This is a genomic window from Halostagnicola kamekurae (assembly GCF_900116205.1).
Lineage (GTDB): Archaea > Halobacteriota > Halobacteria > Halobacteriales > Natrialbaceae > Halostagnicola > Halostagnicola kamekurae.
Genome location: NZ_FOZS01000001.1, coordinates 481,993 through 502,366, shown reverse-complemented (window position 1 = coordinate 502,366; position 20,374 = coordinate 481,993). Strand labels below are relative to the sequence as shown.

Here is a 20,374-nt window from a genome sequence, read left to right as displayed (position 1 = left end):
CCATCCTCAAAACGATTGCGATTTTTAGGCCAACCAAAACAAAATCCGTGCCGAATTCGTGGCGGTGCTGACCAGAACCACCGAGCCTTGGTCGTTTCGTTTCACCGCGAGAGCGCCCGTTCGTACAGTTCGACGAGTTGCGGGACGACGACGTCGGCTCGATACGCTTCGGCCCGCCGTTTCGCGGCGGCCGAGATCGACTCCAGTTCGTCGGCCGCGAGGAGTTTTAGAACGGTTTCGACGAACCCGTCGACGGTTCCGTCGGTGGTTCGCCCGCCGTCGGCGACGATCGATTCGACGCTCCCGACATCGCTGGCGACGACCGGCGTCCCGGTCGCCAGCGCCTCGAGGAACACCCGCCCGAACGGCTCGTCCCACTGGCCGGGGTACAGGAACATGTCGTGGGCGGCGAACACGCTCGGCAGGTCCTCGTTCGGGAGCCAGCCAGTGATTGAGACGGCGTCTTCGAGCCCGTTCGCCGCCACCTGTCGTTCCAGATCGGACCGGAGCCCGCCGTCGCCGACGACGGTCAGGCGAAACCGCGCGGACGAGCGCCGGCACAACGCTGCAAGGATCGGAATCAATCGCTCGACTCCCTTATGGCTATCGAGCGAGCCGACGTACAGTAGTTCGTAGGGCTCGTCGAAGTCGCTCTCGTGGGGCCGGGAAAACCGGTCGTCGAGAATGTTCGGGATCACCTCGAGTCGATCCCGCGGGAAGCCGAAGTCGGCGTACGTCTCCCGTATGTGTGGCGACAGGGCGTGGTAGGCGTCGATTCGATCGGCGTTTCGCTCGCCGTCTCGAACCAGCTTGAGGTAGCCGAGTCGGCTCGCCGATCGGTAGAGCATGCCGTCCTCGTCGTGGCCGCCGCTGGTCGCGATCGAGCAGGTCGCACACTTCGCGAGCCCGTTTCCGGTACAGGGCTCCCGGTCCATGTAGCGGAGGTCGTTCTTCGCGCAGATTCCGCCGTAGGCGTTTAACGTCACGACGGTGGCCGCCGACGTCTCCGCGGCGATCTCTCCCAGCGCCGGGAGCGCGTTCATGACGTAGCTGTGGACGACGTCGTACGCCTCGAACTCCGCGCGTCGGTCCCGGAGCGCTCGATCCAGTTGGAGGCCCGTGTGGTACGGATAGCCCGAGCGCTCGAGGGATCGAATCGACAGGTCCGGGTGATCGCGCCCCGTCTCGGGCGGCGATTCCCGACAGTAGACGGTCACGTCGTGTCCTCGAGTCGCTAACTCGGAGACGATGCGGGAGGCGCTCTGGACCGCTCCCGTCCCCTCTCCCTGCGGATAGCTCGGGTGGATAAATCCGATTTCCATGCGTATCTCGTCCCGTCTCGTCGGCAACTGGCGACCGGAAGCCGATGGTCCGGCCGAGTCGTCGTCGGCAACTGACGACAGGAGCCGCTTTGCTCTATCGGTTTCACTCGCTCGAGTCGCCGTCACTCGGCGTATCCGAGACCGCGGAGCCGGTCGACGACCACATCGTCGGTCGCGCCGCGATCCCGGTCGGTCGGATCGTCCGCGCGAACCTCACGTCGAGGCCCGTTCTCGTGGACGAGCCACGGAACGTCGACTAGCTCCGGAGTGTAGATCCCGCGCGGATGGCCCCACTCCCGGATCGGGATCGGGGACGCCCGCTCGCCGACCATGTTCCCGTGGTCGGCCGTGACGACCGTTTTCCCCTCGAGTTCGGTCACGAGCGTCTCGACGTGTGGCAGGGCGCGAGTCAGGTTCTCCTCGTAGATCCGCCAGATCTCCTCGCGATCGACCTCGAGCGTGCCCTGAAGCAACTGGTTCCAGACGTTTTCGCCGGTCCACTCGGCCGTCTCGAGGTGGTCCTTGTCGAACTCCGTCTGCGAGCCGATAAACGGGTAGTGCGGTTGCATGTAGTGGACGACGATGCGCTTGTGCGGGTACCGCTCTGTGGCTCTGAGCGCGCGCTCCGTGACCGTCTCCGGGAGGACCGTCCCGTGCTCGTCGTTCCAGCCGTCGTCCCGCCAGATATTGATTACGTCGTGGAACCTGGCGTCTATCGACTCGCGGTTCCAGTACAGTTGCGGGTTCGCCGTCACGTATACGGTGTCGCGGAGGTCCCGCCCGTCGACGTTCGCCCGCAGAAACTCGACCGTCGCGGACGCCTTTGATCGGCGGCGCTCGAGTCGGCCGGGCAACTGCGACCTGCGCGCGAACATGTCATACCGGCAGGCGTCGAGGATCGCCAGCGTGTCCCAGTCCGCCGCGAACGGATCGATCCCCTCGGGGTTGTGCTCGTGGAGGCCGAACCGCCGATGGGACAGGCGATTCGCGTGCCTGAGAAACAGAATCGGAGCGTCGATCGCTCGACGAATCCTGGAACGTGCCTTCATTTGGTCTGTATCGTGTGTGGAACCGTGATCTGTGTTTCGGTGCCGATCTGTGTTTCGGTGCGCCGCTTGCGCCCGCGCGATTCGGTTACACTCGCGGCCCCAGCGCGGGACGGGCCCCGTCGGAACGGAAACGATTACGGGGCCCACCCGAAACACCGACCTATGCACGTGCTGCTCGCGACGAACAACCTCTTCCCGGAACCGAGCGCCACCGGCTCCGGGCGGTACAACTACGAGGTCGGTCGACGGCTGGTCGAGCGAGGCCACGACGTCTCGGTCGTCACCAGACGGCGAGATAGCGCACCGGTTCGGGAACGGGTCGCGGGAATGGACGTGTGGCGCTACGACGCATCGATTCCGCGACTCCCGATGACGCTTCGAACGATCGATCGATGCGTCGCCTCCATCGACTCGGCCAAGCCGATCGATCTGGCGAGTTTCCACGGCGCGCTGAGCTCGTTCGGCGTGGACCGGGCGCTTCCGGACCGAATCCCGCGAACGTACACCCTCCACGGTCTCTGGGCGGTGGAGTACCGAGAGCGGACGGACGCGACGAGCGCGTGGGAAGCCCCGTGGCATCGGCTCAACCGCAAGTTCCGCCAGCGGATCGAAGGCCGCGTGATGGGCAACTGCGAGACGGTGATCGTCCTGAGCGAGTTCATGCGAAAGCGCCTCGCCGACTTTCACCCGCGGGTACGCTCGAGCACCGTGATCCCCGGCGGCGTCGACGTCGATCGATTCGCTCCGCGAGCGGGATCCGACGTCGACCGCGTCGACCAAGCGGCGTCCGAGACCGACCACTTCGACCCGGACGCCTGCAACTTTCTCACCATCCGCCGGCTCACGCCGCGGATGGGCCTCGAGACGCTGCTCGACGCGTTCGCCGAGGTCCACCGGGAGAACGGCGACACCCACCTCTACATCGGCGGCTCCGGCCCGCTTCGAAGCGAGTTAGAGTCGCGCGCTGTCGACCGCGGCATCGACTCGGCCGTGACGTTTCTGGGATACGTCCCCGACGACCGGCTCGCGGCCGCCTACGCCGCGGCGGACGCGTTCGTCCTCCCGACGCTCGAGCTCGAGGGGTTCGGGCTCGCGACGCTCGAGGCGCTGTCCGCTGGAACGCCCGCGATCGGGACGACCGCCGGCGCGACGCCGGAGATACTGGAGGACCTCGAGGATGAGCCAGCGGTTCCGGAGTCGTTGCTCGTTCCGCCCGGCGACGCGGACCGAATGGCGGCCCTGATGAGCGCCTGGGCGCGGGTACCGCCCTCCGAGCGAGCGGCGGCGGGCGAGGCGTCCCGCTCGTACGTCCTCGAGTCGGGCTACACGTGGGAAGCTGTCACCGACCGGGTCGAGCGGCTGTTCGAACGGATCAGCGCCTGAAACCGGTTTTCGGTTCGTCGCGCGGAGCAATCGATCCGACTCGTCGCGGCTCATCGGCGGTGTTTATGTGGCCGTCGCCCCTGGTTCCGGACACGAAGGGTATGGGAGTTCTCGAGTTCGTTTCGGAGTCGAAAACGTATCGGATGCTGCGGACGGTCCGGCGGTGGGCGGCAAACAGCGTTGTCCTGTCGATGCTCGGCCGGGAGCGGGTACAGGCCGGACTCGTCAGCGCGTTCGCGCTCGCGAGCGTCGTCTCAGTGTTCGCGACCGACCTCGGTGCCGGCGTCAAGTTCCTCAGTTTCCTGCTCCTTTTCGTCGGACTGTCGCTGCTCGCCACGCGCGTCGTCGACCCGCCGGCGGACTGACCGGAGCCACGACTCGAACACCGGCGCGCTGAACACGCCGAGCAGGAACACGAACAGGATCCGGTGGCGAATCGTCGTTCCGAAGTTCGAGTCGATCAGCCCGTAGCCGAGTATCCCGCCGAAATAGAAGATCAGCAGGGAGATCTCGACGACCGGATCCGTCTCGGCGGCGCGCAACGACAGGAAGGATGTCGTGACGAGGACGATCAAAATCGGGAGCGAGAGGGCCGCGAGCAGATCGAACAGCGAATCGACGTGGAGCGGAAACGGCGCGAACTGGAAGTAGATCGCGCGGACCGGCGCGGCGAGAACCACGTCGAACCACGACTCGTAGTGCATGGGCTCGAGGTAGGCCGCCCCGCCCACAGACCGGTACTGCAGTCGAGCGTTGAGGATGTCGACCGGGAACAGCCGGGAGAACAACGCGAATCCGGCGAGGCCGATCGGGGTCGCGACCAGCGAGAGCGACGCGAGCGAGAGTCGTCCACCGGTGAGTTCCGTGGCCACCGCGACGAGAATCGACCCGGCGGCCCCTAGGAGGATGAGCAGGGCGAGTTCCTCCCGAAGCAGGAACAACATCCCCCAGAGCGGCGGCAGAGCGGGCGCCGACCAGTACCGGCCGTCGACGAGAACCCGAACGACGAGCGCGATCAGCGCCAGCGCGAGCAGCGTCGACAGCGCGTCGCGCATGGGGAGGCTGTTGAACACGAACGGGGCGGGGAGAAAAAGCAAGGCGAGCAGGAGGCCGTCAGTCGACTCGAGCGACCCGTAGAGCCGATCGGCGAGATAGCACGCGGGGAGCGGGATGAGCACCGCGAACAGTCCGTTGACGATCGCGAGCGTCGTCGGATCGGCGCCGAAGAGCGCGTATACGAGCGCCTGAACCGTCCCGAAGGCGTCGAGGACCGACAGCGGCGCCGTCTCGCCGCCGGCGAGTATTCGCATCGCGTTCTCGTGAAAGAGCGGAACGTCCCACTGGTAGGGAAGCCGGGGAACGACGGCGACGGCGACGAAAACGTGCCCCGCGAGCGCGACGCCGCCGGCGTATCGATAGACCCGCGAACGGTGTCGGCTAACCAGCGCGAACAGACACGCCACGACGACGGTCGCCAGCACTCCCATTCGGGGCGTGTCTACGTGAGTGGCGTATAATAACTCGGGGAATCCCGGCAGGAGGACCAGCGAGGGGCGCTCGAGACGAGTGGTCGGTCCGGATTCACGCGCGCTCTAGCACGTCTCGATAGACGTCGGCGGTTTGCTCGAGCATCTCCTGCTCGTCGAACTTCGAGATAACGCGACGCTGTGCGTTGGCCGAATAGCGACGATACCGATTGTCGTCTTCGAACAGCGTTCTGGCGGCGTCGGCGATCTGGTCTGGTTCGCCCGGGTCGACGGTGAGGCCGGTCTCCCCGTCGACGCTCACGAAGGGGACGCCGGTCGGAAGCGCCGTGTTGATGACCGGCAGTCCGTGGCTCATCGCCTCGAGTTGGACGATGCCGAACGATTCGTTTTCGCCCGCCGACGGCAGGACGAAGACGTCCGCGTCGCGGTACAACTGCTCCAATCGCTCGTCTGAGACGAAGCCCTCGAACGTCACTTTCTGCGAGACGCCTTCTGCCTCGGCGTGTCGCTCGAGACTCTCTCGAGCGGGACCTTTTCCGACGATCGAAAGCGACGCGTCGAGGTTCCGCATCGCAGAGATGAGGTATTCGACGCCCTTGAACTCCACCAGTCGACCGACGAACAGGAGCCTCGTTCCCTCGCGGGTCCGGGGCTCGACCGACGTCTCGTCGACGTCGATCCCGAGCGGGATCACCGTCGTTTTCGCCGAGAATTTCGAAATGCGAGCGCACTCGTCTCGCATGTTCGGCGAGGAGACGATGATAGTATCGACCCCGCGGAGGAACCGATCGAGCACCCGGTTGTACGGATAGACGAACGGCTCCTTGTCGATGATGTCGTCGTGAAACGTCACGACGACCGGAACGGCCGCTCGATTGAGCAGGTGACTGACTGGACCGAGCGGAAACGGCAGGTGGTAGTGAACGACGTCAGCCCACTCGAGTTGTTTCCGTAGCAGATACGGAAACGTCGGGCTGATCGGCGTCGACGCGACGGCGCCAAGACTCCCGGCCCGGACGACCGTCGTTCCGTCGACCTCGTCGACGCTGGGGCGTCCGCGGGGCTGTGAGGCGAGAATGCGAAACCGGACGGAGTCGATTCCGGTAACCAGACTCTCAACGACGTTCTGTATACCGCCGGTAAACGGGTAGTAGTACGTACACACCTGCAGAACGTTGACCGCGTCGTCGGTTGCTGTGTTCGGTGACATTGATCGAGTGGAACGGATCGCGGAGTCAGTCTCTCACGAGCGGCGTCTCTCGAGCGGCCATAATTTCGCTGCGTATGAGGTATTGAAAAGGACTTCGATTTGCGGACTGACACAAATTTCCCGGGAGAACGCGGCGTCTGGCACCGGTCGTCACTGACCTCCCCACGAGGCCCCGATCGTGGTCCCGACGAGTATCCAGTAGACCGCGTTCAGCGTCTCCCGCTGGAACGCGATCGTCCAGAACGCGTACGCGTAGAATCCGAGCACGGCGGCGAGGACACCGACCCAGATCCACCGCTCGTCGAGGCCAGACCGCAGGAGTCGTTCGACACAGAGCCAGGTTGCACCTATCACGGAAAACACGTACGCCAGAAAGCCCGGAACGCCCGTCGCGACCAGATTCGCCAGAAACAGGTTGTGGACGCCCCACCGTCGGTCCATCAGCCGTTCGAAGTTTTCGCCCCCACCGACCCCGAACAGCGGATACCGGGCGGCGACGTCGACGGCGACCGCATACTCTCGCAGGCGGACGCCCAGATGATTCGTCTGGACGAACAAAATCTCCTCTCGTCCGGCCGCGATCGCGCCGATTCCCCAGAGGATCGCGATCGCCCCGACGAGCATCGACAGCGGGAGGAACAGCGACTGGGCTCGAGACAGCCCGTAGCGTCCGAGAACGACGTGACACCAGTAGACCGCGACGACCGCGATCGCAACACACAGGGCGATATACGCCGAATCCGCCGTGCTGGCAAGAACGCTCACGACGCCGAGTACGCCGGCGACCGAAAGCGCCGGGTGCAGTCGCGAGCGTGCCACCGCCGCGACGACCAGCGGGACGAAAAAGATCGCCATCCCGACCACGATCCGATTCTGACCGACCGGCGGGCCGGCGTAGAGAATCGACGAATCGACCGGAAACGACGTGAGCGACGGCGTCGGCCAGATTCCCTGCAGCGTCGTCCCGAGAGCGCCGAAGTGGCTCGGATACCCGCTCGCGCCGGAGAATATCTCGTCGACGGCGAACGCGAGCGAACCGCCGAGCGCGACGACGAGCGGATAAAGGACGGAGCGGACATCCGTCGTCTCGACGAGCAGGGCCGCCGTCACGCACAACAGCCCGTATCGGAACTGTGCTCGAGCGTACAGAAACGCCGCTTCGCTCGAGGGGCCGTTCCCGACGACGCCCGCGAGAAACGTCCAGAGGACGAAAATCAGGAAGAAGGCGACGATCAGCCGACCGCTCTTTCGGAGGCTCGAGAAGGGCGCGTACTGGCGGCGGGCGAGTAGCCAGCACAGCGTCCCAACGAGCAGTACGTCGACGATGCGGACGGAGCGGCCGCCGGTGACGGGAACGACCGCGGAGGCGGTTATATTGAAGACCGCGAGGACGATAACCGCCGCACAGGCTCCCTCGAAGGCGGCGTCCAGCCAATATACCGCGAGGGCGTACGCGAGAACCGCCGCGACGAGCAACCGAAAAACGGAGAAGTCCGTCACGATAGCAACCGACGGGACGACGAACACGAAGAGCGCGGTCAGGAGGGCTGCAGATGCGGTATAGGGGCGACTACTCGAGGTCGAGGAACGACCGAGGGGCGAACGGGGGTCCGGGATAGATGACCTGCTTCCCATGGCCCATCTGAGTGTGAGACACTTCACACGAAGATAACCCTGACTATACCGAGGGGACGTCGATACGAACATCGCGCCCGAACGGGTGCTGGTCGCTATCTATCGTGAAACGGTCGTGGGACCTGAACCGACGGACACGGCGAATTATCGGACGGAAACGTAACTCTCTCGACATTTCGGCTCGCGACGACGAAACCTGCACACTTTTATTTTAGGTATGCCTAAAACCTCCAATGACCGCGGACGCACAGTCGCAATCGTCGGTGACGATTGGGGGGGAAGAGAGTGGCGTGCATCCGAAAACCGCCTATCGCGCGCTCGCCGTCACGGGTACGGCTACGATAACGGTGCTTTGTTTTCTCCTCGTAAATACCCCCCTGATTCGGGCAGTACTCGACAGGGACCTCTCACCGACGAGCGGACCGTCCGAACAGTCCGTCGCCAGCGCCGAACCGCTACTGGCGCTCGGAGTGGTGGTCGCCGTGGCGGTCGCCGGAATGGCGCCGCTGTGCAAACCGAAGTCGCGGCGCGTTCTCGAGACGGTTCGAACGACACTTCGATCGCTCGCCCTCGTCGGCCTCGTTCTGGGGACGATCGGCTACGTCGGGTTCGCAGTTCGTCTCCCACCGAAGACGCTCGCGCTCTCGATCGGGTTTCTGGCTCTCTCGCTGTCGCTTTGGTTCGTCGGCCTCCAGCGCTTCCTGCGCAACCGAACCGAGGGAACGCTGATCGTCGGCACCGATCCGAGCCAGATCGAGGCCGCGATGCGGGCGACGACGAAACCCGTCGTCGGCTACACGTACACGTCGGTCCGCTCGGGCGAGGACGGGCGGACGAACCGAATCAGTACCGACGGGGGCGTCGAGCGGTCGGTGCCCGAACTGGCGAACTTCGACCGACTGAGCGATCGCGCAGCGCTCGAGGAAATCCTGGCGCAGTCGACCGTCGGAACCGTCATTCCGGCCCTTCCCCGAGCCGACCGAAACGAGTTCTTCGGCGTTCTCGAGGCGTGTCACCGTCACAACGTCGAGGTCGAGACGCTCGCGGAACACGACCGGAGCGTGCTGGTAGAAGACGAGCGGGCCGGCACGGACGCGCGTTCGAACCTCGTCGGGATCGACCTGCAGCCATGGGGGTTTCGAAGTCGTGTCGGAAAGCGGCTGTTCGATCTGTGTTTCGCCGGGCTCGGGCTCCTCTGTGCGCTCCCGGTGATGGTCGTCGTCGCCGCCGCCGTGAAACTCGACAGCCCCGGTCCAGTCTTCTACACTCAGGAGCGAACGACACAGTTCGGCGACACGTTCCAGGTCTACAAGTTCCGGAGCATGCTCCCGGAGAGCGAATCTGCGACGCCCGGCCAGCCTCGCGACCGCATCACGCGGGTCGGGTGGGTCCTTCGGAAAACGCACCTCGACGAACTGCCGCAGCTCTGGGCCATCCTCACCGGGAGGATGAGCGTCGTCGGACCGCGAGCGGCCTGGACCGAAGAGGAACGACTCCTCGAGGAGGAGGTTCGAACGTGGAAGAAACGGTGGTTCGTAAAGCCGGGCCTGACCGGACTCGCACAGGTGAACGACGCCTCGAGCGAGACCCCCAGAACGAAACTGCGATACGATCTGGCGTACATCGAGACCCAATCGCTCTGGCTCGACGCGAAAATCGTTACGCGACAGGTCGGGCGAGTGCTCCGCGACGCGCTCTCGCTACTCGTTTCGGGGGTTTCGAAACGAATCGGTCGCGAAAACGGACGGTGAAACGAACCTGGCATATCATTCGGCGAGCCTAAACAATAACATTCGGACGATAATATCGGATAGATTCTGAAATAGATGGATTTATACGCCAGTCTCGGAAGTGATGTTGTACGAACTATCCCCTCGAGACCATGGTAGCAGATGTCGATACGCCGACCGCGTCGAGACGAGAGAAGATCGACGCCCTGATCAGCGTTCTCAAGTACGACCCGCGACTCACGGTACTGATCGTAGGCGTCGGAATCGTCGCCGCCGTGTTGGAGGGAGTGGGGCTGAGCTTCTTGCTGCCGATCATCGAGCTGGTCCAGTCAGGCGGCCAGCCCGGACAGAGCGGAAACCTCGGCGCGTTCGCGACGGTGTATCAGACCGTGAACGTTCCGCTGACACTGGGGACGGCGGTGATCGGCGTCGCCGTCGTCATGACGATACGGTTCGCGGCGAGTTTTCTCGTGGCGTGGCTCCGCGAAATCCTCCGGATGTCTTACATACGAGACCTCCAGACGGAGGCGTTCGCGAACGCGTTCGAGGCCGAGATCGCGTACGTAGACGACGTCGGGTCCGACGACACGCTGAACGCGATCATCACCCAGACGTTTCACGCGGGACAGGTTATTCGGCGGCTGGTGTTGTTCCTCGAGCAATCGTTTCTCGGGGCCGTCTACGGACTCATCGCGTTCGTCATCTCGCCCCGTCTGACGGTACTTACCGTCGCCGTTCTCGGGAGCGTGACGCTGTTACTGCGAGTCGTCATCGAGCCGGACGGCGACATCGGCGACAGGGTCGCGGACGCGAACGAACGGCGCCAGCAAACCGCCCAGGCCGGCATTCAGGGGATGCGAGAGAGCCGGATCTTCGGGCTCGTCGACGAGTTGTACGGGGATTTCGTCGACTCAGTCGAGCAGTATACGAGCGCACGAATCAAGCTCCGGCGAAATCAGGCCGCGATCAACAACTTCTATCAGCTGACCGTCGCGGTGTCCGTGTTCGCGCTCATTTACGTCTCGCTCACCTACGTCGACCTGACGCTCAGCTCGCTCGGGCTCTTTCTGTTCGCGATGTTCAGGCTGGGGCCGAAGGCGAGTCGGGCGAACGAGCTGTTCTACCGGATCGGCCACGACCTCCCCCACCTAGTGCGGACCCGCCAGTTCACGCGCGATCTCGCCCAGAACGCCGAACCGGACACCGCCGAACGCGCGGTTCCAGACCGGGTCGAGTCGATCACCGCAACCGACGTCACCTTCTCGTACGACGGCGAGACCGACGTGCTGAAGGAAGTGGACTTCGCCGTCGAGCGAGGGGAGTTCGTGGCGTTCGTCGGACAGTCCGGGGCCGGAAAGTCGACCGTCGTCTCCCTGCTCTCGCGCATGTACGAGCCGACCGGCGGCGAGATCAGGGCGAACGGCGTCCCGATCGGGGAGATGGACATTTCGGCCTGGCGCGACCGGATCGCGGTCGTCAGCCAAGACCCGTACATCTTCGACGACACGCTCCGGTACAACCTGACGATCGCCGACAGGGACGCCACGGATGCCGAGATCGACCGAGCCTGCGAACTCGCGCGGGTGGACGAGTTCCTCGAGGACCTCCCGAACGGCTACGACACGTCCGTCGGCGACGACGGCGTCCGCCTCTCCGGCGGCCAGAAACAGCGCGTCGCCATCGCTCGAGCGCTCATAGACGACGTCGACGTGTTGCTTTTGGACGAAGCGACGAGCGATCTGGACACGAACTTAGAACGAGAGGTACAGCGCGGATTCGAGACGATGGATCGAGAGTACATCGTCGTCACCGTCGCCCACCGCCTCTCGACCGTCCAGAACGCGGACCGCATCTACACGCTCGACGACGGCGTCGTCACGGAAGTCGGCTCGCACGACGAACTCGTCGAAAACGACGGGGAGTACGCCGATCTCTACGCCGTACAGGGCCGCCGATGAGACGAGACCCGGATACGGGATCGGGGGCCGAGACGGGGTCACGAGAGCGATAGCCGACGGGCGTCCCGTCCTCGAGTCGATCCGGTGCAAGCGTTAACTGGTCGTGCGGTGTAGCCGGTCGGATGGCCGAGACACCGCCGAACGTCTTGCTCGTTCTCACCGATCAGGAGCGCTACGACTGTAGCGCGCCCGACGGACCGCCGGTCGAGACGCCGACGATGGACCGACTCTCGAGTGAAGGGATGCGCTTCGAGCGGGCGTTCACGCCGATCAGCATCTGCTCGAGCGCGCGCGCGTCGCTGCTGACCGGCCTCTTTCCCCACGGTCACGGGATGCTCAACAACTGCCACGAAGCGGACGCCATCCAGCCGAACCTACCGACTGAACTGCCGACCTTCTCGGAACTGCTCGCGGATGCCGGCTACGAGCTGACCTACACCGGAAAGTGGCACGTCGGGCGCGACGCCACCCCGGACGACTTCGGTTTCTCGTATCTCGGTGGCAGCGACAGACACCACGACGACATCGACGAGGCGTTTCGTGCCTACCGCGACGAACGCGGCGTTCCCGAAGACGACGTCGAACTCGAGGAGGCCATCTACACCGGCGACGATCCGCGAGACGGTAGCGAGGGGACGTTCGTGGCCGCGAAGACGCCGGTCGACGTCGAAGATACGCGCGCCTGGTTTCTCGCGGAGCGGACGATCGAGGCGATCGAAGCCCACGCGGACGAGGACGGTAGCGGCGAGCGAGAACACGCTGGGATCGAAGCCGACGGTGACCGTCCGTTTTTCCACCGGGCAGATTTCTACGGCCCGCACCACCCCTACGTCGTCCCCGAGCCCTACGCGTCGATGTACGACCCCGCGGAAATCGAACCGCCGGCGAGCTACGCCGAGACCTACGACGGGAAGCCGCGAGTTCAGAAACAGTACCTCGAGTACCGCGGCGTTGCCGACTTCGACTGGGAGCTGTGGGCCGAGGCCATCGCGAAGTACTGGGGGTTCGTCAGTCTGATCGACGACCAGCTCGAGCGGATCCTCGCGGCGCTCGAACGGGCGGGACTGGCCGAGGAGACGGTGGTCGTCCACGCGTCCGACCACGGCGATTTCGCGGGGTCACACCGGCAGTTCAACAAGGGGCCGCTGATGTACGACGACACCTACCACATCCCATTGCAGGTCCGCTGGCCGGGCGTCGTCGAGGGCGGGTCGGTCTGCCAGGAACCCGTCATGCTCCACGATCTGGCGGCGACGTTCCTCGAGATCGGCGACGTGTCGGTTCCCGACTCGTTTCACGCGCGGAGTCTCGTCCCGCTGCTCGAGGGGGACCCCGAGCGCGAACGCGAGCGAGATCACCGCACAGAGTGGCCGGACTCAGTGTACGCCCAGTACCACGGCGACGAGTTCGGTCTCTACACCCAGCGGATGGTCCGCACGGATCGGTACAAGTTCGTCTACAACGGCCCCGACGCGAACGAACTGTACGACCTCGAGGCGGACCCGGCGGAACTCCACAATTTGATCGAGCATCCGGCCTACGAGGAGGTTCGAGCGGAGATGAGCGACCGACTGGTCGAGTGGATGGCGGAAACCGACGATCCGAACCGGGCGTGGGTTCCCAAGACGCTCGAGTAGGCCCCAGCATCGGTCGTCGAGCACCGCTGGATCTCCCAACTCAGTGTGTCATCAACAGCAGCTTCGCCTCCGTTCGGGCGAGACAGAACGGCCGTTCGGGTGGTGTGTCGAACGACGCCGTCGCGTCTTCGGTGACGAACAGCCGATCAAACGCCCGCCCGCAGGCGGGACAGCCCAGTTCCGCGCGGTTCTCGAGCGTTCGCGTCTCTCCGTCGTCGTGTAAGAGCTTCAGTTTCGCCCGGTAGTCGTGAATGCTGAAGCCGCCGGTGATGTCGATCCGTCCCATATCGTTCACAGTGTACGTCCCGGCGAACCCATTTGAGTGTCACTGCTGGCGGGACCCACACTGGATGATAGATGGCACGCCGACGTTCGTGTGGCGAAATCACGCTCCACTCGAGTGACCATCCCTTCCCCGTCGTCCGTTCCGCTCGAGAACGTGTAATATCGTCGTACTTTCCGGTTGCCGGTACGTATAAGGCCACCGGTTACATGGGTCGATACGTCTCGCATCGCGTGCTATGAGTACATCAGATACTATTCAGCCGATTCTCAGGTTCGTCGAGGAGGAACTGTCCTTCGCGACGAGTTACTACAACGAACGCTACCTCGACCGGCGCGTCTCCTCTCGCATGCGTCGGACGAACTCCGACTCCTACGGAGAGTATTACTCGCTACTGAAACGCGACGAAGCCGAACAGGCGGAACTGCTCGACGCCCTGAGCATCAACGTCACCGGCTTCTTTCGGAATCCGAGCGTCTGGGAGGGGATTCAGGCGCTCCTCCGGAAACTGACCGCCGAAAAGTCCTCGGTCCGCATCTGGAGCGCGGCGTGTGCGGACGGCCGCGAGCCCTACTCGCTGTCGATGCTCGCCCACAGCGACCGGGAAATCGACGACTCCCGCATCAGTATCCTCGCGACCGACATCAGCGAGGACGCCCTCGAGACGGCCCGCGGCGGCGTCTATCAGGACCTCCAGACCGACGACGTTTCGAGCCAACTGGACTTTCTCGAGCGCCCGACCCAGTACATCACGAAGCGGGAAGACTCCGTCAAAGTCGCCGAGACGATTCGAGAACCCGTCGAGTTCGAACGCCACGACCTGATCAACGGCAGATCGAAGTCCGGCTTCGACATGGTCGTCTGTCGGAACATTCTCATCTACATCAACGACGAGCACAAGACGCCGATCTTCGAGACGATTCGGGACTCGCTCGTCGACGGCGGCTACATGGTCATCGGCAAGTCCGAGACGATCCCGATCGGGATGCGAACGGAGTTCGACTCGGTGAACGCGGGCGATAAGACCTACCAGTATCCCGGCGACGCGGAATCGTAATCTCCTCCCAGCGATCAGCATCGTAACTTCCACCCACCGACGCGGAATCGTATCCGCCTCGTGGAGACGTGCTAGTAGCACGTTCCGAGCGCGTTCGAGGTCCCCGCACTCGAGATCAGCCGCCGTGGCCCGGATAGTCCCGCTCGAACCGGTCCTCGATCTCGGCTTCGTCGAAGCGAACGATCACCGGGCGGCCGTGCGGGCAGGCGTAGGGGTTCTCGCAGGCGTCGAGCGCCTCGAGCAACTCGAGAACGGATCCCTCGGTCAGCGACGTGTTGCCGGTGATCGAGGGGTAACACGCCAGATCGCCGAGGAAGTCGTCGGCCAGCGCGTCGACCGTCTCGGAGCCGGCCTCGCGGTCGCCCTCGACGAACGACGCCAGCACGTCGCGCAGCCGGCTCGGCTCGAGGGTCTTCTCGAGCACCGCGGGGACGGTCGTCACGGCCACCGTCCTGTCGTCGGTCCGGTCGGCGTAAAAGCCGAGGCGCTCGAGCGCCTCGCGGTAGTGTTCGAACGCCTCGGCTTCGGCCGCCGTGAGCTCGAGTTCGACCGGCGAGGCGAGTGCCTGCGCCGTCGAATCGTCGGCGAAGGCCTCCTGAAGCCGTTCGTAGTTCACGCGTTCGTCCGCTGCGTGCTGATCGACCAGTGCGAGCCCGTCGGCGGTTTCACAGACGAGGTAGGTCTCCCGTAACTGCCCGAGAACCCGAAGGTTAGGAAGGGTATCGAACGACGCCTCCTCGCCGGTCGCGGCCTCGCCCGCGAGCGTCCGCTGTTCGGTGTCGCCCGAGAACTTGCGCGCGGGCTCGAGGTCGCCGCTCCGCCCGCCACCCAATCCGGCCGACCCAGTTTCGGAAGCGGTTTCGGAGCCCGACTCGATCGGATCGGGACGCTCGGATGACTGCGTCTCTTCGCTCGCGGCGTCCACCCCCGCGTGCGTTGTGACGGACTCCGTCGCGTCGTCCTCGGTTCTCGAGGTTCGTTGCGTTCGAGCCGTCGCCGCCGAGCGATCGGAACCGCGCGCCGTCGTGGAGTCGTCGCCAGCCGTCTCCGCGTTCGCCGTCGATTCCGCGCTCGTCTCCGACCGAACCGTCGAATCAGACCGCGCGTTCGTCGCTCGAGCCGATTCCGACTTCGCGTTCGGTCCTCGAGTCACCTCGCCGTCGCTCGTTTCGTCCGCGTTCTCCCCGGCGGCGTCGGTCTCGAGCGCTCGCCCCGATTCGTGCTCGTTTGGTTCGCCATATCCCCCGCCAGACCGATCCGGCTCGATTCGGGTTTCGCGCGGCGCAGAACGGCCCCGCGGCGCGCTCGAGCGGAGCAAACCGTGCTCGAGGAGCGCGGATTCGACGGCCGAATCGACCGCTCTGCGCACCGCATCGTCGTCGTCGAAGCGAACCTCGCGCTTGCGCGGGTGAACGTTCACGTCGACGGCCTCGCCTGGCACCTCGAGAAAGAGCACGACAAAGGGGTAGCGATCGCTGCCGAGTTGCGTACCGTAGGCGCCCATGATCCCCTCCCGGATGGCGTCGGAGGTGACCGCCCGGCCGTTGACGTACGTTGCGAGGTAGTCCCGGCTCGAGCGGGTCGTCTCGGGGTGGGAGACGAGCCCCGTCACGGACTCGAGCGGGCCGACGGGGAGTTCGTCGCCGTCGGCCTCGACGGGGATCATCGCCTTCGCGACCTCGCGGCCGTACACCGAGAGGATCGCCTCCTGCAGGTCGCCCTGGCCCGTCGTCGCGAAGACCTCGCGGTCGTCGTGGGTCAGCGAGATAGCGACGTCGGGATTAGCCAGCGCGTAGCGGGTGACGACGCGATTGACGTGGGCGAACTCCGTCGCCGTCGTGTTTAAGAACTTCCGGCGGGCGGGCGTGTTGTAGAACAGGTCCGCCACCTCGACGGTGGTTCCCTCCGGACAGCCCGTCGGCTCGACGGCGGTGACCTCACCGCCTTCGTAGACGAGTTTCGTGCCCGCCCCGGCCGCTTCGTCCCGACCGGTTCCGTCGCCGTCGGCTCGAGGTCGCGTCTCCACGGTCAGCCGGGACACCGACCCGATCGTGTGCAACGCTTCGCCGCGGAATCCGAGCGTCGCGACGCCGGACTCGAGGTCCTCGAGGCCGTCGATCTTGCTGGTCGTGTGCTGGCGGACCGCCGCCCGGACCGCCGATTCGGTCATCCCACGGCCGTCGTCGGCGACCCGGATCAGCTCCGTCCCGCCGTCCTCGACGGCGATGTCGATCCGCGATGCATCGGCGTCGAGGCTGTTCTCGAGGAGTTCTTTCACCGCGCTCGCGGGTCGCTCGACGACCTCGCCCGCGGCGATGCGCGCGACGGTGTCCTCGTCGAGTTCGCGGATTTCGTGGCTGCCGGAGTTGGTGTCGCGGGCGTCAGAATCGACCTCGCGGCCGTCGGGAGCGCGGTCGTCAGCGCCGTTTTCGTCACTCATCCTCGAGCCTCCGTTGCCACTCCTGTACCTTCGAGAGCAACTCGACGGGTGACGTTTCGTTCACGTCTACCTCCTCGAGATCCGCGAGCACGTCGGCTTTCTCGGGCTCGAGTCCGGTTTCGCGGTCGGCGTCCGTCTCGCTACTCACCGCCGTCTCGAGACTGGCCCGGGCACCCGATTTCGACGCGGCCTCGCCGCCGTCGGTCGTCGCCGAGCGTTCCATCGTGCCACTCGAGAGGTCGAAGACGGCCTGGACCGGCTCCGAGGAGCCGTCGCCTTTCGCCTCGATGGCCTTCTCCTCACGCAGGCGTCCGAGCACGTCCCGCGCCCGGTCGACGACGGGGTCCGGAACCCCGGCGAGGTCGGCGACGTGGATGCCATAGGAGCGGTCCGTCGGGCCGTCCCGAACCGTTCGGAGAAAGGTCACGTCGCCGTCGCGTTCGTCCGCCGCGACGTGGACGTTCGCGACCCGCGGCAGGTGCTCGGCGAGTCCGGTCAGTTCGTGATAGTGCGTCGCAAAGAGCGTCTTCGCCCGAATCTCGTTGTGCAGGTACTCGGTCGCCGACCACGCGATCGAGATGCCGTCGTAGGTCGCGGTACCCCGACCCACCTCGTCCAAAATCACCAGCGACTCCTCGGTCGCGGTGTGGAGGATGTTCGAGAGCTCGCTCATCTCGACCATGAACGTCGAGCGCCCCTGTGCCAACTCGTCGAGGGCCCCGACGCGGGTGAAGATGCCGTCGACCAGCCCGATCTCGGCCTCTCGAGCGGGCACGAAGCTGCCGACCTGCGCGAGCAGGACGATGCAGGCGACCTGGCGCATATACGTCGATTTCCCGGACATGTTCGGACCCGTGACGACCAGAAAGCCCCGGTCGTCGGTCATCCGCACGTCGTTTGGCACGAACTCGGTCGTCTGTTCGACGACGGGGTGGCGGCCCTGATCGATCTCGAGGTCGCCGTCCCGGCGCAGGTCGGGCTGAACCCAGCCGTTTTCGGCGGCGTGGGTCGCCAGGCTCGAGAGCGCGTCGACCGTCGCGAGCGCTCGCCCGACGTCCTGCAGGAGCGCCGCCTCCGCGGCGACGTCCTCGCGGAGTTGCTCGAAGAGTTCGTACTCCAACTCGCCCCGTCGCTCCTCGAGTCGCAACACTTCGCGTTCTTTCTCCTCGAGTTCCGGGGTCGTGAACCGCTTCGAATTTTTTAGCGTCTTGATCTGCTCGTAGTGGTCGGGCACCGCGTCGGCGACCGACTTGCCCACCTGAATGTAGTAGCCGTCGGTCTTGTTCCGGTCGACGGTGACGTGGCTCAGGCCGTGTTGGCGCTTCTCGCGGTCGGCGAGGTTCTTGAGCCACCGTCGGACCTCCTCGTGGCGGTCGATCACCTCGTCGAGTTCCTCGTGGTAGCCCCGCTGGAGCAGGCCGCCCTGGGTCACCGTCGATGGTGGGTCCGCTGCGATCGCTTCCTCGAGCATCTCCCGGAGGTCGGCGACCGCCGTTCGATCCGGCCGGTCGACGATCGACGCGAGCGGTGACTCGCCTAACTCCGCGTCCGAGTCGATCACGTCGGCAATCTGTGGCAGCACCCCGAGGGTCTCTCGAACCGCGACCAGGTCCTGCGCGTCGGCGCTCCCGTGGGTCGCCTTCGAGGCCAGTCGCTCGAGGTCGTAGGCGGCTCCGAGCACCTCGCGGAGTTCGTCGCGAGCCAGCGCGGCCGAGGCGAGCGCCCCGACGCTTCGCTGGCGCTCCTCGAGGACCGACAGCGACCTGCGCGGTCGCTGGAGCCACTCCTTTAGCAGCCGGCCGCCGGCGCTCGTCTCGGTGCGGTCGACGGTCGCGAACAGCGACCCCTCGCGGTCGCCCTGCATCGTCTCCGTGAGCTCGAGGTTGCGCTGGGTCGTCCCGTCGAGGGTCACGTGGTCGTCGCTGTGGTGAGTCGCGATCCGGGTCATCGACGCGAGTACGCCGGCTCCGGTCTCCTCGACGTACGAGAGGATCGATCCCGCCGCCGAAATCGCGGGCCGGGGAACGTCGAGGCCCTCGAGCGGTTCGCGCCCGAACTGCTCGCGAACGACGTGTTCGGCGCGTTTCGGGGCGAACGACTCGGCCTCGTGGAGGGTCAGCGTCGCGTCGGTCCGCTCGCGAATCTGCTGGACGAGTTCATCGTCGTTTCGAACCGCGGGCCCCGGCAGCACCTCGACGGGATCGAACCGATAGAGTTCGGTCAGCGTGTCGGCCCTGTCCTCGCCGGCCGCGACGAGGAAGCGTCCCGTCGTGACGTCCGCGAACGCCAGGCCGTACGATGGGGTATCGGCGTGAGCGCCGTCGGAACCGTCCTCGACGACGGCCGCGAGATACTGGGCGTCGGCGTCGCTCGTCTCGAGGAGCGTCCCGGGGGTCACGACGCGAACGATTTCGCGTGCGTGCCCGTCGTCGGTCTCGTACTGGTCGGCGACGGCAACGCGGTAGCCGCGCTCGACGAGCGCCTTGAGGTAGGGCGTCAGGTCGTCGAGCGGCACGCCGGCCATCGGGTACGACGACCCGTGGGAGGACTTCTGTGAGAGTTTGAGGTCGAGTTCCTCGGCCACGAGTTCGGCGTCAGCATCGAAGAACTCGTAGAAGTCGCCACACTGCATCGCCAGCACCTCGGCGTCGGTGGTCTCCTTGAGCGAGAGAAACTCGCCGACGATACCCGTCGCCTCTGTCATACACGGGGACTGTCCTTCCACCGCAAAAGACCTGCGGGTTCCGGGGCGAAAGTGGTCGCTCGCTTGCACGGCGCACTCGCTTACATGGTGACAGCCCCGTCTCGGCACTCAGAACAGTACGCCGCCGAGGGGAACCGCCTCATCAGGTTCGACGAGCACCGGGAATCCGTCTTCGTCTGGCACGCCGACGGTCAGGGCTTCGGATTTGAACCCGGCGATCCGGACGCTGCCGAGGTTCGTCGCACAGAGGACCTGCCGACCCACCAGTTCGTCGGGCTCGTAGTGGTGATCGAGCTGTCCGGCCGACTGAATCTCGCCGTCCTCACCGAGATCGATCCACAATTTCGTCATCTTCGGTTTGTTCGCCTCTGGAAACGATTCGGCCTCGCGTATCTCGCCAACCTGAATTTCGGCGTCGAATGGACTCTCGACCATACGGTACTGGACAAGACCGGGGGACAAAAACGACGGCGGAACGA

Annotated in this window: 15 protein-coding genes; 6 read left to right on the top strand and 9 right to left on the bottom strand. The window is 65.2% G+C overall.

The genetic code is table 11. The features are described from left to right. Window positions 1-101: 101 nt before the first annotated feature. Both BM348_RS02500 and BM348_RS02495 read right to left on the bottom strand, forming a co-directional pair. Window positions 102-1,322, bottom strand: a complete 1,221-nt coding sequence (locus BM348_RS02500) for a glycosyltransferase family 4 protein (RefSeq protein ID WP_092901513.1) — start codon at window positions 1,320-1,322, stop codon at window positions 102-104. A 122-nt stretch (window positions 1,323-1,444) separates the two neighbouring features. Further along, complete coding sequence (locus tag BM348_RS02495; protein ID WP_092903552.1) at window positions 1,445-2,371, bottom strand: hypothetical protein; 927 nt, start codon at window positions 2,369-2,371, stop codon at window positions 1,445-1,447. A 162-nt stretch (window positions 2,372-2,533) separates the two neighbouring features. On the opposite strand from BM348_RS02495, the gene BM348_RS02490 reads away from it, so the two are divergent. Together BM348_RS02490 and BM348_RS20505 are read left to right on the top strand one after the other, a co-directional pair. After that, window positions 2,534-3,754 (top strand): glycosyltransferase family 4 protein, encoded by a 1,221-nt coding sequence (locus BM348_RS02490; protein WP_175507084.1) that lies wholly within the window; start codon window positions 2,534-2,536, stop codon window positions 3,752-3,754. 101 nt (window positions 3,755-3,855) lie between these two features. Beyond that, the gene (locus BM348_RS20505; protein WP_139231125.1) at window positions 3,856-4,119 is read left to right on the top strand and encodes a hypothetical protein; all 264 of its coding nucleotides are present in this window, start codon (window positions 3,856-3,858) and stop codon (window positions 4,117-4,119) included. Here BM348_RS20505 and BM348_RS02480 read toward each other — a convergent pair. The 3 genes from BM348_RS02480 to BM348_RS02470 form a co-directional block, all read right to left on the bottom strand. Then, window positions 4,009-5,241, bottom strand: coding sequence for a hypothetical protein (locus tag BM348_RS02480; protein ID WP_092901504.1), 1,233 nt, complete (start codon window positions 5,239-5,241; stop codon window positions 4,009-4,011). The genes BM348_RS20505 and BM348_RS02480 overlap by 111 nt on opposite strands. 94 nt (window positions 5,242-5,335) lie before the next feature. Then, complete coding sequence (locus tag BM348_RS02475) at window positions 5,336-6,451, bottom strand: glycosyltransferase (protein WP_092901501.1); 1,116 nt, start codon at window positions 6,449-6,451, stop codon at window positions 5,336-5,338. Between the two features lie 150 nt (window positions 6,452-6,601). Then, window positions 6,602-8,086, bottom strand: coding sequence for an O-antigen ligase family protein (locus tag BM348_RS02470; protein WP_139231124.1), 1,485 nt, complete (start codon window positions 8,084-8,086; stop codon window positions 6,602-6,604). A 233-nt stretch (window positions 8,087-8,319) separates the two neighbouring features. Between BM348_RS02470 and BM348_RS02465 the strand changes: the two genes are divergently transcribed. The 3 genes from BM348_RS02465 to BM348_RS02455 all read left to right on the top strand — a co-directional run bounded on the left by BM348_RS02465 (window position 8,320) and on the right by BM348_RS02455 (window position 13,411). After that, complete coding sequence (locus tag BM348_RS02465) at window positions 8,320-9,837, top strand: sugar transferase (protein ID WP_092901496.1); 1,518 nt, start codon at window positions 8,320-8,322, stop codon at window positions 9,835-9,837. 131 nt (window positions 9,838-9,968) lie between these two features. Beyond that, entirely contained in the window at window positions 9,969-11,774 is a 1,806-nt protein-coding gene (locus BM348_RS02460; protein ID WP_092901493.1) for an ABC transporter ATP-binding protein, read from the top strand. A gap of 122 nt (window positions 11,775-11,896) precedes the next feature. Further along, window positions 11,897-13,411, top strand: a complete 1,515-nt coding sequence (locus BM348_RS02455) for a sulfatase-like hydrolase/transferase (protein WP_092901490.1) — start codon at window positions 11,897-11,899, stop codon at window positions 13,409-13,411. Window positions 13,412-13,451: 40 nt separating this feature from the next. Here BM348_RS02455 and BM348_RS02450 read toward each other — a convergent pair whose 3' ends face one another. Next, the gene (locus BM348_RS02450) at window positions 13,452-13,697 is read right to left on the bottom strand and encodes a DUF7385 family protein (RefSeq protein WP_092901487.1); all 246 of its coding nucleotides are present in this window, start codon (window positions 13,695-13,697) and stop codon (window positions 13,452-13,454) included. 235 nt (window positions 13,698-13,932) lie between these two features. On the opposite strand from BM348_RS02450, the gene BM348_RS02445 reads away from it, so the two are divergent. Continuing rightward, a complete protein-coding gene (locus tag BM348_RS02445; RefSeq protein ID WP_092901484.1) occupies window positions 13,933-14,751 on the top strand; it encodes a CheR family methyltransferase in 819 nt (272 codons plus the stop codon). 115 nt (window positions 14,752-14,866) lie between these two features. Here the strand turns inward: BM348_RS02445 and mutL are convergent, their stop codons facing one another. From mutL to BM348_RS02430, 3 genes are all read right to left on the bottom strand, one after another. Continuing rightward, entirely contained in the window at window positions 14,867-17,191 is a 2,325-nt protein-coding gene (gene mutL / locus BM348_RS02440; RefSeq protein ID WP_092901481.1) for a DNA mismatch repair endonuclease MutL, read from the bottom strand. After that, complete coding sequence (gene mutS / locus BM348_RS02435; protein ID WP_092901478.1) at window positions 17,184-19,895, bottom strand: DNA mismatch repair protein MutS; 2,712 nt, start codon at window positions 19,893-19,895, stop codon at window positions 17,184-17,186. Before mutS ends, mutL begins: the two co-directional genes overlap by 8 nt. Before the next feature lie 108 nt (window positions 19,896-20,003). After that, on the bottom strand, window positions 20,004-20,330 hold the full coding sequence (locus BM348_RS02430) for a tRNA-binding protein (protein ID WP_092901475.1): 327 nt from the start codon (window positions 20,328-20,330) through the stop codon (window positions 20,004-20,006). Window positions 20,331-20,374 lie beyond the last annotated feature (44 nt).